14 protein-coding genes are annotated in these 14,524 nt (G+C 65.1%); 7 read left to right on the top strand and 7 right to left on the bottom strand.

Going from position 1 to position 14,524, the window contains the following annotated elements:
- Positions 1-197: 197 nt before the first annotated feature.
- Positions 198-914 carry a chorismate--pyruvate lyase family protein gene (locus tag GCT19_RS00455; RefSeq protein WP_152850748.1) on the top strand — a complete coding sequence of 239 codons (717 nt, stop codon included), beginning with the start codon at positions 198-200 and terminating at the stop codon, positions 912-914.
- Positions 914-1,390, top strand: coding sequence for a DNA-deoxyinosine glycosylase (locus tag GCT19_RS00450; protein WP_018431594.1), 477 nt, complete (start codon positions 914-916; stop codon positions 1,388-1,390). Before GCT19_RS00455 ends, GCT19_RS00450 begins: the two co-directional genes overlap by 1 nt.
- 17 nt (positions 1,391-1,407) lie before the next feature.
- Here the strand turns inward: GCT19_RS00450 and GCT19_RS00445 are convergent, their stop codons facing one another.
- The 3 genes from GCT19_RS00445 to GCT19_RS00435 form a co-directional block, all read right to left on the bottom strand.
- Entirely contained in the window at positions 1,408-1,884 is a 477-nt protein-coding gene (locus GCT19_RS00445) for a GNAT family N-acetyltransferase (RefSeq protein ID WP_152850747.1), read from the bottom strand.
- 8 nt (positions 1,885-1,892) lie between these two features.
- Positions 1,893-2,294: a cupin domain-containing protein gene (locus tag GCT19_RS00440; RefSeq protein ID WP_152850746.1), complete on the bottom strand. Its 402-nt coding sequence runs from the start codon at positions 2,292-2,294 to the stop codon at positions 1,893-1,895.
- A gap of 81 nt (positions 2,295-2,375) precedes the next feature.
- Positions 2,376-3,203, bottom strand: a complete 828-nt coding sequence (locus GCT19_RS00435) for an AraC family transcriptional regulator (protein ID WP_152850745.1) — start codon at positions 3,201-3,203, stop codon at positions 2,376-2,378.
- A 359-nt stretch (positions 3,204-3,562) separates the two neighbouring features.
- Here GCT19_RS00435 and GCT19_RS00430 point away from each other — a divergent pair, with 359 nt between their 5' ends.
- The 5 genes from GCT19_RS00430 (at position 3,563) to GCT19_RS00410 (ending at position 10,208) form a co-directional block, all read left to right on the top strand.
- On the top strand, positions 3,563-5,803 hold the full coding sequence (locus GCT19_RS00430) for an NADP-dependent isocitrate dehydrogenase (RefSeq protein ID WP_018431590.1): 2,241 nt from the start codon (positions 3,563-3,565) through the stop codon (positions 5,801-5,803).
- 129 nt (positions 5,804-5,932) lie between these two features.
- Positions 5,933-6,868, top strand: a complete 936-nt coding sequence (locus GCT19_RS00425; protein WP_018431589.1) for a class I SAM-dependent methyltransferase — start codon at positions 5,933-5,935, stop codon at positions 6,866-6,868.
- A 296-nt stretch (positions 6,869-7,164) separates the two neighbouring features.
- Positions 7,165-7,407 carry a DUF3311 domain-containing protein gene (locus tag GCT19_RS00420; protein ID WP_018431588.1) on the top strand — a complete coding sequence of 81 codons (243 nt, stop codon included), beginning with the start codon at positions 7,165-7,167 and terminating at the stop codon, positions 7,405-7,407.
- Positions 7,404-8,954, top strand: a complete 1,551-nt coding sequence (gene mctP, locus GCT19_RS00415; RefSeq protein WP_013088837.1) for a monocarboxylate uptake permease MctP — start codon at positions 7,404-7,406, stop codon at positions 8,952-8,954. Before GCT19_RS00420 ends, mctP begins: the two co-directional genes overlap by 4 nt.
- Before the next feature lie 129 nt (positions 8,955-9,083).
- Entirely contained in the window at positions 9,084-10,208 is a 1,125-nt protein-coding gene (locus GCT19_RS00410) for an FUSC family protein (RefSeq protein WP_193727355.1), read from the top strand.
- 40 nt (positions 10,209-10,248) lie between these two features.
- On the opposite strand, the gene GCT19_RS00405 is transcribed toward GCT19_RS00410, so the two are convergent.
- The 4 genes from GCT19_RS00405 to GCT19_RS00390 all read right to left on the bottom strand — a co-directional run bounded on the left by GCT19_RS00405 (position 10,249) and on the right by GCT19_RS00390 (position 14,514).
- Complete coding sequence (locus GCT19_RS00405; RefSeq protein WP_018431586.1) at positions 10,249-10,668, bottom strand: VOC family protein; 420 nt, start codon at positions 10,666-10,668, stop codon at positions 10,249-10,251.
- Between the two features lie 211 nt (positions 10,669-10,879).
- The gene (gene tal / locus GCT19_RS00400) at positions 10,880-11,833 is read right to left on the bottom strand and encodes a transaldolase (protein WP_018431585.1); all 954 of its coding nucleotides are present in this window, start codon (positions 11,831-11,833) and stop codon (positions 10,880-10,882) included.
- A gap of 223 nt (positions 11,834-12,056) precedes the next feature.
- Complete coding sequence (locus GCT19_RS00395) at positions 12,057-13,277, bottom strand: benzoate/H(+) symporter BenE family transporter (RefSeq protein WP_152850744.1); 1,221 nt, start codon at positions 13,275-13,277, stop codon at positions 12,057-12,059.
- Positions 13,278-13,338: 61 nt separating this feature from the next.
- The gene (locus GCT19_RS00390; RefSeq protein WP_018431583.1) at positions 13,339-14,514 is read right to left on the bottom strand and encodes a vWA domain-containing protein; all 1,176 of its coding nucleotides are present in this window, start codon (positions 14,512-14,514) and stop codon (positions 13,339-13,341) included.
- Between the last annotated feature and the right edge of the window lie 10 nt (positions 14,515-14,524).

The following is a 14,524-nucleotide window of genomic DNA, read 5'->3' as shown; positions in this document are numbered from 1 at the left end:
TTCAGTGAAGGTGAACTGGGAGCGTTGATGGCGTTGTCATCGGAATGACGCTCTGTGGTTCGGCGATGCGCTGCTTCGGCAGCGCATTTTTTTTGCCCTTCGTTTTGCGCCGGCTTCTTGCCAGGCGCGGCGCGAGCGATCAGCGCATGCGTTGCCCCGAAAAATGCCGTCGGAGCGCGCCGCTATAATCCGACACCATGCCTATCCGTTTCGATCCCGCCGACACCCACTGGCGCGTCGCGCCGTTACCCACTTTCAGCGCTGCCCAGAAAGACTGGCTGACCCGCGGCGGTTCACTGACCGCGCATCTGCGCGCGCTCGGCGCGGTCGCGGTGCGCGTGACGCGCGAAGCGGTCGCGCTGCCGTGGCCCGACGAAGCCGCCGCGCTCGGACTCGCGCCACGCGCGCCCGTGTGGGTACGCGAGGTGGTGCTGTCGGTCGACGGCGTGCCGTTCGTCGCCGCGCATAGCGTGACGCCGCGCGCGGCGAGCGTCGGCATCTGGCAGGCGACGCGCCGGCTGCGCACGCGGCCGCTCGCCGAGTTGCTGTATAGCGATAGCAGCGTCGCGCGTTCGTCGCTGGTGAGCTGCAGGGTGGGGGCGCGGCATCCGTTGTATCGGCTGGCCGCGCGTGAGATCGGGGAAGGCGCCGCGGATGCGCCGCATGCGCTGGTCGCGCGACGGTCGGTGTTCGAGCGGCATGGCGCGCCGTTGATGGTGACCGAATGCATGTTGCCGGCACTGTGGGAGCATCTGGCGCGGCTGGACGAAACGGCGCGCTCGAGCGCCGCGACCGAGCCGACGTCAGGCGCGCATGTCGCGCACGAGCGCATACGCGACCACGGCCGTCCGCTCGATCACACCGCGTCGCGCGCGCATGCCGCGCCGCGCGCGTCGAACGATCGGAGCCGCTGATGTTGCGCGGCTTTCCACCGGTCGTCGCGGCCGACACGCACACGCTGATACTCGGCAGTTTTCCCGGCGAAGCGTCACTGGCCGCGGCGCAGTATTACGCGCATCCGCGCAATCAGTTCTGGCGCCTGCTCGGCGCGGTGCTCGGCGAACCCGCGCTGCACGAGTTGGCCTACGAAGAGCGCCTCGCACGCGTGCTCGCGCATCGAATCGGCATCTGGGATGTGCTCGATGCATGTCACCGTCAGGGAAGTCTCGACTCAGCGATCCGCCATGCGCAGCCGAACGACTTCGAGTCGTTGCGCGAGCACGCGCCGATGCTGAACAAGGTTTGCTTCAATGGGAAAACGGCGGGGCGCTTCGCGCCGGTGATCGGTGCGGCAGGTTATCGAACCCTCGTGTTGCCGTCGTCGAGTCCGGCGCATGCCACGCTCTCTTTCGATCAGAAGCTGGCGATTTGGCGCGCAATCGTCTGCTGAGCTCGGCGCATTCGCCATCAAAGCTCGAGCGCCAGAAACCGCGTGCCCTCGACCGGGTTTGCGTAGTAGGGCGCGATTTCGACGAACCCCAATCGCTCGTAGATGCGCTGTGCGAAGGCGGTTTTCGGCACCGAGTCGAGGACCAGTTTCGAGAAGCCCAACGATTTGGCTTTTCCGACCACCGACGTCACCAGCGTTTCGCCCAGACGCATCCCTCTGAATGCGTCGCGAACGAAGAGCCGCTTGATTTCGGCGGTCCTGTCACTATGGCGCAGCAGCCCCGCGCAACCGGCGAGTTCGCCGCCCGCTTCGGCGACGAAGAACATACCGGATGGCAACGTGTAGACCGCTTCGAACGCGTCCATTTCGGCATCGAATCCACGATACGACAGATCCAGATCCAGCCACTGGACATACTCGCGGATCATGGCGACGAGCTTGCGCGTATCGGCGGGGAAAACGGCTTCGCGAACGATCGGCAGCGGAGTTTGCATGGCGCTTCTCAAATCCATACGTCGTTTTCGGCCGTTCTTTCGTTGGTCGTATCGCCGGTATTGACGACGCCGCGCGGTTCGATCAGCAGCAGCTTCACTTCGGAGCCGGCATACGGCTTGTGCTCGACTCCCTTCGGAACCACCGCCATTTCTCCGGCCAGCAGTTCGATCGAGCGGTCGCGGAAATCGATGCGCAAGCGGCCTTCGAGGACGATGAAGGTCTCGTCGGTGTCGGCATGCCGGTGCCAGACGAAATCGCCCTCTATCTTCACGACCTTGAACTGATAGTCGTTCATTTCGGCAACGACGCGCGGCTGCCAGTGGTCGGCGATCTGACGGATCTTGTCGAGCAGATTGATCGTCTTGTATTGGCCGCGCTGCTCCGGTATCGGCTGGGAATCGCTGTGCATGGTGGCTCCATTCGGGTGATATCTGGAACAGAGCTTAGGGCCGCCGCCGGCGGGTGTCTTGAACGATTGTGCAAGCTTGCGCTAGCCGACGCGCCGATCGCGCGTCATCGCGAGCCAACGTGCGGGCGGGATCCCGTATGCGTGTCGAAAATGTCGGGTCATGTGGCTCTGGTCGGCGAAGCCGGCGGCCGCCGCCGTGTCCACCAAGGACACGCCGCGCAGCATCATCGCGCGCGCCGCTTCGAGCCGGCGCATGACCAGGTAGTGATAGGGGCTGGTGCCGTAAAAGGTTCGGAAATCGCGCGACAGGCTCCAGCGGTCCTGTCCACTGGCGGCGGCAAGTTCATCCAGCGTGACGACGCGGGTGCTCGATGCGTGCAGATATTCCCGCGCGCGCTGCGCTGCCGCGAAATCCGCGGACCTGCGCGCCGCTCTGGCGCCCGACACGCTATCCAGCGCGAGCGCGAGGCCGGCGAGCGCGTCGTCGCGCTCGAGCGGCTCCGCGTCGCCGCGCATCTGGCGCAGCGCTGTCTTCGTCGCTTCGAACAGCCGCGGATCGTTCGTGACCCCGCCTTCGACGAATGGCAGCGGCCGGCCGCCGAGGACCTCCTGGATGGCGGCCGGGTGCACGTAAATCATCTGATAACGGAATCCCTCCTGGGTGCCGGCCTGACCGTCGTGCGCTTCGTCGGGATGCAGGACCATCGTCTGTCCGGGCAGGCTGGTGCGCAAGCCGCGCCGGTAGTGAAAGCACTGAACGCCGGCCAGCGTCACGCCGATCGCGTAGGTGTCGTGTCGATGCAAGGAGTACGCGTTGCCGTGGAAAAAGGCTTCGATGCGTTCGACTCCGCCGCTGGATTCCGAACGGAAAATCCAGTCGGATTGGGCTTTGCTGGTATTGCCGTCCATGACGCTCTCCGGCTTCGCTTGGCAGATCTGCGGGATTCCCCGTATCAGCTCATTGTATCGATGTGGAGGTGCGACGCACGGGGTGACAGTCTGGTTGACAAATCGCACGTTCGTGCGCGCCGGTTCGGCCGCTTTTCCGCCAGCCCAAAAATGAGGCAGAATCCAAAGGTGCGACCCGCTGCGCGACGCAGTCCGCCGTGTTCGCTTAATCATTCCGCTTTGGCGTTCCGGGGTACCGCGTCGCCGTCCGCCGCGCACAGCGTTTGTGTCCTCGTGTTGTCGTTTTCCTGATCGACGTTTGCGCATCCTGCTGGTATCACGCGCGAGATGCCTCTCAACCGCCCGCCCAGAGCCTAGCAATGACGACCCAGCAACCGACCATCATCTACACCCTCACCGACGAGGCCCCGCTGCTCGCGACCGCCGCGTTCCTGCCGATCATCCGGACCTTCACGAGGCCGGCCGGCATCGAGGTCGAGACCAGCGACATCTCGGTCGCGGGCCGCATCCTCGGTGAGTTCCCCGAGTTTCTGACCGAAGCGCAGCGGGTGCCCGACAACCTCGCGGAACTCGGTCGCCTGACCTCGTTGCCCGACACCAACATCATCAAGCTGCCCAACATCAGCGCATCGGTGCCGCAACTGACGAGCGCGATCAAGGAGCTGCAGGCGAAGGGCTACAAGGTGCCCGACTATCCGGAAGATCCGAAGACCGACGCAGAGAAGGCGATCCGCCAGCGCTACTCGAAGTGTCTCGGCAGCGCGGTGAACCCGGTGCTGCGCGAAGGCAACTCGGACCGCCGTGCGCCGGCCGCGGTGAAGAACTACGCGCGCAAGCATCCGCACAGCATGACCGAATGGAGCATGGCGTCGCGCACGCACGTCGCCACCATGCGACATGGCGACTTCTATCACGGCGAAAAGTCGATGACGCTCGATCGCGCGCGCGACGTGAAGATGGAACTCGTCACGAAGAACGGCAAGACGATCGTGCTGAAGCCGAAGGTCGCGCTAGAGGACGGCGAGATCATCGACAGCATGTTCATGAGCAAAAAGGCGCTGCTCGCGTTCTACGAAGACCAGATGGAAGACGCGCGCAAGACCGGCATGATGCTGTCGCTGCACGTGAAGGCGACGATGATGAAGATCTCGCACCCGATCGTCTTCGGCCACGCGGTGAAGGTGTTCTACAAGGACGCGTTCGCGAAGCACGGCAAGCTGTTCGAAGAACTCGGCGTGAACGTCAACAACGGCCTCGTCAATCTGTACGAGAAGATCGAGGCGTTGCCGGAATCGCAGCGCGAGGAAGTGATCCGCGACCTGCACGCGTGCCACGAGCATCGTCCGGAACTGGCGATGGTCGATTCGGCGAAGGGCATCTCGAACCTGCACGCGCCGAACGACGTGATCGTCGATGCGTCGATGCCGGCGATGATTCGCGCCGGCGGCAAGATGTGGGGCGCCGACGGTCGTCCGAAAGACACCAAGGCGGTGATTCCGGAGAGCACGTTCGCGCGCATCTACCAGGAGATCATCAACTTCTGCAAGACCAACGGCGCGTTCGATCCGGTCACGATGGGCACCGTGCCGAACGTCGGCCTGATGGCGCAGAAGGCGGAAGAATACGGCTCGCACGACAAGACCTTCGAGGTGCCGGAAGACGGCGAGGCGCGCATCGTCGATCTCGCGAGCGGCGAGGTGCTGCTCACGCAGAACGTCGAGCAGGGCGACATCTGGCGCATGTGCGAAGTGAAAGACGCGGCGATTCGCGACTGGGTCAAGCTCGCGGTCACACGCGTGCGCAATTCGCGCACGCCCGCGGTGTTCTGGCTCGACCCGTATCGTCCGCACGAAGCGGAGCTGATCAAAAAGGTCGAGGCCTACCTGAAGGACTACGACACCACCGGCCTCGACATTCAGATCATGTCGCAGGTGCGCGCGATGCGTTACACGCTCGAGCGGGTCGTGCGCGGCCTCGATACGATCTCGGTCACCGGCAACATCCTGCGCGATTATCTGACCGACCTGTTTCCGATCATGGAGCTGGGCACGAGCGCGAAGATGCTGTCGATCGTGCCGTTGATGGCGGGCGGCGGCATGTACGAGACCGGCGCGGGCGGTTCGGCGCCGAAGCACGTGAAGCAGCTCGTCGAAGAAAACCATCTGCGCTGGGACTCGCTCGGCGAATTCCTCGCGCTCGCGGTGTCGCTCGAGGAACTGGGCATCAAGACCGGCAACAACCGGGCGAAGATCCTCGCGAAGACGCTCGACACCGCAACCGGCAAGCTGCTCGACAATAACCGCAGCCCGAGCCCGAAGACAGGCGAGCTCGACAATCGCGGCAGCCAGTTCTATCTGGCGATGTACTGGGCGCAGGAGCTGGCCGCGCAAACGGACGATGCCGCGCTCGCCGCGCAGTTCGCGCCGCTCGCGACGCAGCTGACCGCCAACGAGCAGGTGATCGTGGCGGAACTCGCGTCGGTGCAGGGCGCGCCGGCGGACATCGGCGGCTATTACAAGCCGGACTTCAACAAGCTCGAAGAGGTGATGCGGCCGAGCCGCACGCTGAACGAGGCGCTCAAGGCGGTGCGCGTCGAGTGACCTGATGCGTGTGAAGTGAGGTGATGCGAACACGGGCCGCCGGCGGGCGGCTCGGCGCAATCGTGCGCGCCGCGAATGCTATGCTCTCGGTCGACCAAAAATCATGCGCCCGCGGCGCGACATCCACACATGACGAAACTGATCAAGCGCGCTTCGGCAGAGGCGCGCGCTTTCCGTAACCGGGACGCCGAAGCCATCGGCGGTAAGCAGAAAATCGCGCCCAGACAGGCGCCAAAAACCGCGCGCAACGCGAACCGCGCCGTCGACCACGAGCTTCACGACGCGCCGCAAATCGAAGCGCCGCGCAAGCCGCGCTTCGCACCGGTGACGTTCTCCGAAGAGGGCGGCGTGCGCTACCTGCATTTCGGCACGGAATGGGTGCAAGGCGCGATGCGCCTGCGCAAGCCCGATCACATCGAACTCGAATACGCGCAGCAGATGATGGCCTGGCTGCTGTTTCTCGAAACGCCGAAGCGCATCGTGCAGCTCGGCCTCGGCGCGGCGGCGCTGACCAAGTTCGCGCACCGCTTCCTGAAGAGCGCGCAGGTCGAGGCCGTCGAGCTGAATCCGGCGGTCGTCGTGGCCGCGCGCACGATGTTCGATCTGCCGCCCGACGATGCGCGCCTGACCGTGCACGAAACCGACGCGTGGGACTTCGTCAACGACAGCGCGAACCACGGCACCATCGGCGCGCTGCAGATCGACGTCTACGACGCGACCGCGCGCGGCCCGGTGCTCGACAGCGTCGGTTTTTACCGCGCGGCGCGCGCATGTCTGACGGACGCGGGCATCGTCACGGTGAATCTGTTCGGCGATCATCCGAGCTTCGTGCGCAACATGAAGCGTCTGAACGAAGCCTTCGACGGCCGCGTCGTCGCGCTGCCCGAGGTGCACGACGGCAACCGCATCGCGATCGCGTTCTCGGGCCCCGCGCTGGACGTGCCGTTCACCGCGCTCGACGCGCGCGCGAAGCTGATCGAAGCCGAGCTCGGCTTACCGGCGCGCAAGTGGATCAAGGGCCTGCGCGAATCGACGGGACAGACGGGCGAATCGTTTGCGATCTGAGCGCTGAATTCCGGTCAGTGAGCGGAGAACCAGGCGGCCGTGCCGGCGTACCAGTCGGCACGGCCGTTTTGCTTCCGGTATTTTTTTCACGTCGATGCTGCAGCGTCATCCAGTCTGCATCGTTGGACGCCGATGTGCCTCGGGGTCGCCCCGGCTTGACCGGGCGTTCGCCACTCCTATACTCTTTCGAGGCTTTCGGGGAGCCCGTGGCGGACCGCGGGACGACCACCCGCTGAGTTCCTCCTCCCGTCGACCACGGGCAGATAAATTCAAAATAGGAAAAAACAGGAGACGTCATGGCTCACGACGCCGACGCGAAGAAAGCCAGCAAGCATTGGCTCTGGCTATTGCTGCTACCGTGGATCGCGATGATCTGGGTGCCGTCCTACAACCGGATCGAGCCGCAGCTATTCGATTTCCCGTTCTTCTACTGGTATCAGCTGCTGTGGGTGCTGATCAGCGCGGTCATTACCGCGTTCGTCTATTTGAAGACCAAGTCCCGCTATACGGGTCGCCCGAACGGGGGCGCACAACGATGAATCCCATTGCAACTTTCGTCTTCGTTCTGTTTTTCATCGGTGTCACGATTCTCGGTTTCGTCGCGGCCCACTGGCGGCGCGGCGATCTCGCGCATCTCGAAGAGTGGGGGCTCGGCGGCCGGCGCTTCGGCACGATCGTCACGTGGTTCCTGCTCGGCGGCGACCTGTACACCGCTTACACCTTCATCGCGGTGCCAGCCCTCGTGTTCGGCGCGGGCGCGACCGGCTTCTTCGCGCTGCCGTACACGATCCTGATCTATCCGTTCGCGTTCGTCGTGTTCCCGAAGCTGTGGAGCATCGCCAAGCGCCACGGCTACGTGACGTCGGCGGACTTCGTGTCGGCGCGCTACGGTAGCCGCATGCTGGCGCTCGCGGTCGCCGTGACCGGCATCGTCGCGACGATGCCGTACATCGCATTGCAACTGGTCGGTATCGAAGTGGTGATCGGCGCGCTCGGTTTCGACACCACCGGCTTCGTCGGCGATCTGCCGCTGATCATCGCGTTCGCGATCCTCGCGGCCTACACGTACACGTCGGGCCTGCGTGCGCCGGCGATGATCGCGGTCGTCAAGGACATCCTGATCTACGTGACGATCTTCGCCGCGATCATCGTGATCCCGCCGCAGCTGGGCGGCTTCGGCCATATCTTCGGCGCGGTGCCACCGGCCAAGCTGCTGCTGAAGTCGCCGGACGTGTCGAGCCTGAACGGCTATAGCGCGTACGCGACGCTCGCGGTGGGTTCGGCGCTCGCGCTGTTCCTGTATCCGCACTCGATCACCGCGGTGCTGTCGTCGAAGTCGGGCAACACGATCCGCCGCAACATGGCGTTGCTGCCGGCGTATTCGCTGGTGCTCGGCCTGCTCGCGCTGCTCGGCTTCATGGCGCTCGCGGCCGGCGTGAAGGACATGCCCGAGTTCGCGCCGTACTTCAAGGCCTTCGGCCCGAACTTCGCGGTGCCGGCGCTGTTCCTGCACTTCTTCCCGTCGTGGTTCGTCGGCGTCGCGTTCGCGGCGATCGGTATCGGCGCGCTGGTGCCGGCGGCAATCATGTCGATCGCGGCGGCGAACCTGTACACGCGCAACGTGCACAAGGAGTTCATCAACCGCAACATGACGCATGACCAGGAGACCAACGTCGCGAAGCTGGTGTCGCTGATCGTCAAGGTCGGCGCGGTCGCTTTCATTCTCGGTCTGCCGCTGACCTACGCGATCCAGCTGCAGCTGCTCGGCGGGATCTGGATCATCCAGACGCTGCCGGCCATCGTGCTCGGTCTCTACACGCGTGTGCTCGACTATCGGGGTCTGCTGCTCGGCTGGGCGGCAGGTATCGCGACCGGCACGTGGATGGCCATTTCGTTGAACCTCGCGAGCTCGATCTTCACGATCCATCTGTTCGGCATGGCGATTCCGGGCTATGCGGCGGTGTGGTCGCTGATCGTGAACCTCGTGGTGTCGGTCGTCGTGAGTCTGATCGTGCGGGCGGTGGGCATGCAGCGCGCCGAGGACCGCACCCGTCCGGAAGACTACCTGGACATCGTCGAAGGCTGATTCCGGCTACAACTTCAGGTTTTGACACACGCAACGCCCGCCGACGCAAGTTGGCGGGCGTTTGTGTTTGCGGGGCACTCCAGGGCAGGATAGCGGAACCGTCCTTTCACGCGTTCGCCGCGCGCCGCCATGGCTGCTGCCGATACTCCCCCCGTGATCCCCCGCCGCGCGGCGCTGAGCCGGATGGTGCGCGCGGTCACGTCGCCGTATTACCGCTACCGCCACGCGAAAGTGCTGCATAGTCTGCGCGTGGGCCTCGCGATGCTGGTGTCGATTCTGGCGACGACCGGCATCGATGTTCCGCACGGCATCTGGTCGTCGGTGACGCTGCTGGTCGTGATCGGTGGCTTGCAGCATCACGGCAATATCCGCAAGAAAGCGGCCGAGCGCGCGGCCGGCACGCTGCTGGGCGCGTCGATCGGCCTGTTGCTGATCGTGCAGCAGAACATCATCGGCTCGCTGCCGCTCACCTATGTGCTGGAGGCGATCATCGCGTCGATCTGCGCGTGGTTCGCGATCGGCTCGTCCGGCTATATCGGGCTCCTGACCGCGATCACGATGTGCATCGTCGCGGGCCACGGCGACAACCTGATCGACGTCGGCCTGTGGCGCACGCTGAACGTGCTGATCGGCATCGTGATCGCGCTGGCGTTTTCGTTCGCGTTTCCGCTGCACGCGACGTATTCATGGCGCTACGGGCTCGCCGCCAATCTGCGCGAATGCGCGGGCATCTACGCGCGGCTGCTCGATGGCGAGACGATCACCGAGGAGGAGCAGGTCAAGCGCTTCCTGCAGATCAACAAGCGGCTCGTGCAATTGCGTTCGCTGATGCCGTCGGTCGCGAAGGAAATCGACGTGCCGCAGTCGCGGCTCGAGGAGATCCAGAGGCTGCATCGCTCGCTGCTCAGTTCGCTCGAACTGCTGGCCACAGGGCCGCTGATGAACGCCGCCGCCGCCGCGCGCAGCGCCTATGCAGCGTATTGCGGCGCCGAGGTGCGCGCCGTGCGCACGATCCTGTTGTCCACCGCGCGCGGACTGCGGTTTGGCCGTCCGTCGCGCTTGGGCATTCCGGCGGCGGCGCCGCTCGCGAAGGGGCGGGGCGACATAGCCACCGCGTTGCCGCCCGACTGGCAAGGGCCGTACTGGCTCGGTCAGCGGCTCGCGGAGCAGGTGGACCGGCTGCGCGCGCTGCTGCTAGAGACCGAACCGAACTGGAAGATCGAGCGGCACGAGCGGGCGACGCGTGGCGGGTAGGGGGCGAGCGGTCGAACCCAAAGGCGCCGGCCCCTGAGCCTCAAACCTGCGGCGGCAGCGTGACCATCCACATCAGGCCGAAGCGGTCCACCACCATTCCGAAGCCCTTGCTCCAGAACGTTTGCTGGAACGGCATCACGACCTGGCCGCCATCGGCGAGCGCGTTGAAGCATTTTTCCGCCGACGCGCCGTCTTCGGCGGTCAGCGACAGACTGAAGCCATTGAACGGGCCGGCCGCCGGATCGCAGTTGCCGTCGGAAGCCATCCACGTGCTCGAGCCCAGCTGCACGTTCGCGTGCATGATCTTGTCGGCGAGTTCGGGGCGCGGCGGATTTTGCGCGTCGGGTGGCGCGTCCTTGAACAGCATCTTGAAGGTCACCTGGGCGCCGAGTTTGTCGGTGTAGTAGTCGAGCGCTTCCTGGCAACGGCCGTTGAAGAACACGTAGGGCTGAACGTACATGATCGTCTCCTTGGTCAGGCGTTGGGCGGGCGCCGTCGTTCCTCGCCAGTACAGGCGGGGAGGGGCGTGCAGTCGATTGTAGTCGCAGCGTTAACGGGGAGCGGCGCTGAACCGCGAGGTTCAGCGCCGCTTGTCATGGATGGCCTTCGCGCGGCGCGGCGCGGCGATCGGAAGCTTCAATCAGCCAGCCACGTCCGCCGCCTCCGGCACCTCAGCGCAGCGTTTCGATCAGCTTTTCCAGCTTGATTGCGTCCGCCGCGAACGTGCGGATGCCTTCGGCGAGCTTCTCGGTCGCCATTGCGTCGTCGTTGACGAGGAAGCGGAACGACTTTTCGTCGACCGGCACGCGCTCGATGTCCGCCTCGTGCGATGCCTCCGGCGACAGCTTGCGCTCGATCTTGTCGGTGCTGTCGTGCAGCTTCTGCAGCAGGTCGGGGCTGATCGTCAGCAGATCGCAGCCGGCCAGTTCCAGAATCTGCGAGGTCGTGCGGAAGCTCGCGCCCATCACCTCGGTCTTGTAGCCGAACTTTTTGTAGTACGCGTAGATGCGGCGCACCGATTTGACGCCAGGATCGTTGGCGCCGCCGTCTTTCGCTTCGTCCCACGCGCTGCCGGCGCTCTTCTTGTACCAGTCGTAGATGCGGCCGACGAACGGCGAGATCAGCTGCGCGCCGGCTTCCGCGCAAGCCGCCGCCTGCGCGAGCGAGAACAGCAGCGTCATGTTGCAGCTGATGCCTTCCTTCTGCAGCACCTCGGCCGCGCGCACGCCTTCCCACGTCGACGCAAGCTTGATCAGCACGCGGTCGCGTTCGACGCCGTGCTCCTTGTACAGCGCGATCAGCTCGTGGGCTTTCTTGATCGAGCCTTCGACGTCGAACGACAGGCGCGCGTCGACTTCGGTCGACACCCGCCCGGGGATGATCTTCAGGATTTCGGTGCCGAACGCGATCAGCAACTGGTCGATGATCGCACCGACCGGCTTCGACGCATGCGCCTTCACGGTCTTTTCGAGCAGCGGCCGGTAGTCGTCTTTCTGCACGGCCTTCAGAATCAGCGACGGATTGGTGGTCGCGTCGCGCGGCTTGTACTGCGCGAGCTGCTGGAAGTCGCCAGTGTCGGCCACCACGGTGGTGTATTGCTTGAGTTGGTCGAGTGCGGTTGTCATGTTCGGGCCTTCAGGGCGCGTGTGCGCCGTGGTTCAGGAGAAGTGAGGACGCCGCCGCGCCGGCTGGATAAAACAGAGCGATCAGCCGGTGCCGGTGGCCGCGGGTCAAGCCGCAGCGCGTCCCGCGATGGCGCCGGGAAACGCTGCCGGATACATCTATTCTATGGCGGATCGCCGAGGACGGCATGATCACCGGTAGCGACAGCCGGGCGTGGCGATCCGTTCACACGCGGCGCGCGTTCAGCACGACTTGCGTGATCACACCGGCGACGAGCCCCCAGAACGCCGAGCCGATCGACCGCAGCGTGAGCCCCGAGGCGGTCACCATGAACGTGACGAGCGCCGCCTCGCGCTGCCGCGTATCCTGCATCGCATTGGCGAGCCCGCTCATGATCGAGCCGAACAGCGCGAGCGCCGCGACGGAGACGACCAGCTCCTTCGGAAACGCCGCGAACAGCGCGGCGATCGTCGCGCCGAACACCCCCGCGAGCAGATAGAAAATGCCGCCCCATACCGCGGCCGTGTAGCGCCTCGCGGGGTTTTCGTGCGCTTCCGGGCCGGTGCAGATCGCCGCGGTGATCGCCGCAAGATTGATGCCGTGCGAGCCGAACGGCGCGAGCAGCAGCGACGCGACGCCGGTCGTCGCGATCAGCGGCGCGGACGGGGTCGTATAGCCGTCGGCGCGCAGCACCGCGATGCCCGGCACGTTCTGCGAGGCCATCGCGACCACGAACAGCGGAATGCCGATGCTCACGCACGCCGCCACCGAAAACGACGGCATCGTCAGCGCCGGATGCGCGAGCGCGACGTGAAAGTGGCTGAAGTCGAGCAGCCCGAGGCCGCCGGCCGCGGCGGTGCCCGCCACCAGCGTGGTCGGAATCGCGTAACGCGGCACGAACCGTTTGACGATCAGGTAGGTGAAGAACATCGTCAGCACGAGCGCGGTCTGGTATTGCGCGGCACGAAAAATTTCGATGCCGATCTCGAACAGGATGCCCGCGAGCAGCGCCGCCGCGAGGCCGGACGGAATCCGCTTCATCAGCGCGTCGAACCAGCCGGTGACGCCGACCAGCGTCAGCAGCGCAGCGCAGAAGATGAACGCGCCGATCGCCTGCGCATACTCGACATGCGGCAGCGACGACACCAGCAGCGCCGCACCCGGCGTCGACCACGCGATCACGATCGGCGCGCGATAGCGCAGCGACAGGCCGATCGTGCACAGGCCCATGCCGATCGACAGCGCCCAGATCCACGACGAAATCTGCGCGTCGCTCAGATGCGCCGCCTGGCCTGCCTGGAACATCAGCACGAGCGAGCTCGTGTAGCCGGTCATCGCCGCGACGAAGCCCGCGACGATCGTCGACAGCGACGTATCGGCGAGCGGATTGAAGCGCCTCTGCGACGCGGCGGCGGGAGACAGCTGGGGCGACGGGGACGAACTCATGCGAAGGCTTTGTTGTTGTGGAAGTTGAAGCGTCGGGACGTGGGTTCTGAAACGACGGGCGTTACTTGCTCAGCACCCGCATGGCCGTCTCCAGGCCCGCGAGCGTCAGCGGATACATGCGGTGGCCCAGCACTTCGCGGATCGCGCTGACCGACTGCCGGTACGGCCACAGCGCTTCCGGTTCGGGGTTCAGCCACGCGAAGTGCGGGAAGTGATCGGCGAGCCGGCGCAACCATACCGCGCCGGCCTCGGCGTTGTTGTACTCGACCGAGCCGCCCGGCTGCAACACTTCGTACGGGCTCATCGTCGCGTCGCCGACGAAGATCAGCTTGTAGTCGGGCGTGAACTTGTGCAGTACGTCCCACGTCGGCGTGCGCTCGGCGTGGCGGCGGCGGTTGTTCTTCCACAGGAAGTCGTACACGCAGTTGTGGAAGTAGTAGAACTCGAGGTGCTTGAACTCGGCCTTCGCGGCGGAGAACAGCTCCTCGGTGCGCTTCACGTGATCGTCCATCGAGCCGCCGACGTCGAGCAGCATCAGCACCTTCACGTTGTTGTGCCGCTCGGGCACCATCTTCAGATCGAGCCAGCCGGCGTTCGCGGCGGTGCTGCGGATCGTGTCGGGCAGGTCGAGCTCTTCCGCGGCGCCCTCGCGGGCGAAGCGGCGCAAGCGCCGCAGCGCGACCTTGATGTTGCGCGTGCCGATCTCGACCTGGTCGTCGTAGTCGCGGTACGCGCGCGCCTCCCAGACCTTGACGGCCGTGCGATTGCCGGCCGCGTCGCCGCCGATGCGCACGCCCTCGGGGTTATAGCCGCCGTTGCCGAACGGCGACGTGCCGCCTGTGCCGATCCATTTGTTGCCGCCCTCGTGGCGCTCCTTCTGCTCGTCGAACAGTTCCTTCAGGCGCTCCATCAGCTTGTCGATGCCGCCCATCGCCTCGATCTGCGCCTTTTCCTCGGGCGACAGGTCGCGTTGCAGCTTCTTCTTCAGCCAGTCGAGCGGAATGTCGAACGCGAGCTCCGAACTCGCCGCGACACCGTTGAAAAAAGCGCCGAACGCCTGGTCGAACTTGTCGAAGTACTGCTCGTCTTTCACGAGCGTGATGCGCGACAGGTAGTAGAACTCGTCGAGCGACGGCGCGATCACGTTGGCCTTCAGCGCTTCGAGCAGCGTCAGGTATTCCTTCACCGAGACCGGCAGTTTGGCGGCGCGCAGCGAGTAGAAAAAGTCGATCAGCATGCTGGATGTC

Source organism: Paraburkholderia atlantica (genome assembly GCF_009362785.1).
Lineage (GTDB): Bacteria > Pseudomonadota > Gammaproteobacteria > Burkholderiales > Burkholderiaceae > Paraburkholderia > Paraburkholderia atlantica.
Note: the sequence above shows the minus strand (reverse complement) of the source record. Positions and strands in the feature narration are given on the sequence as shown.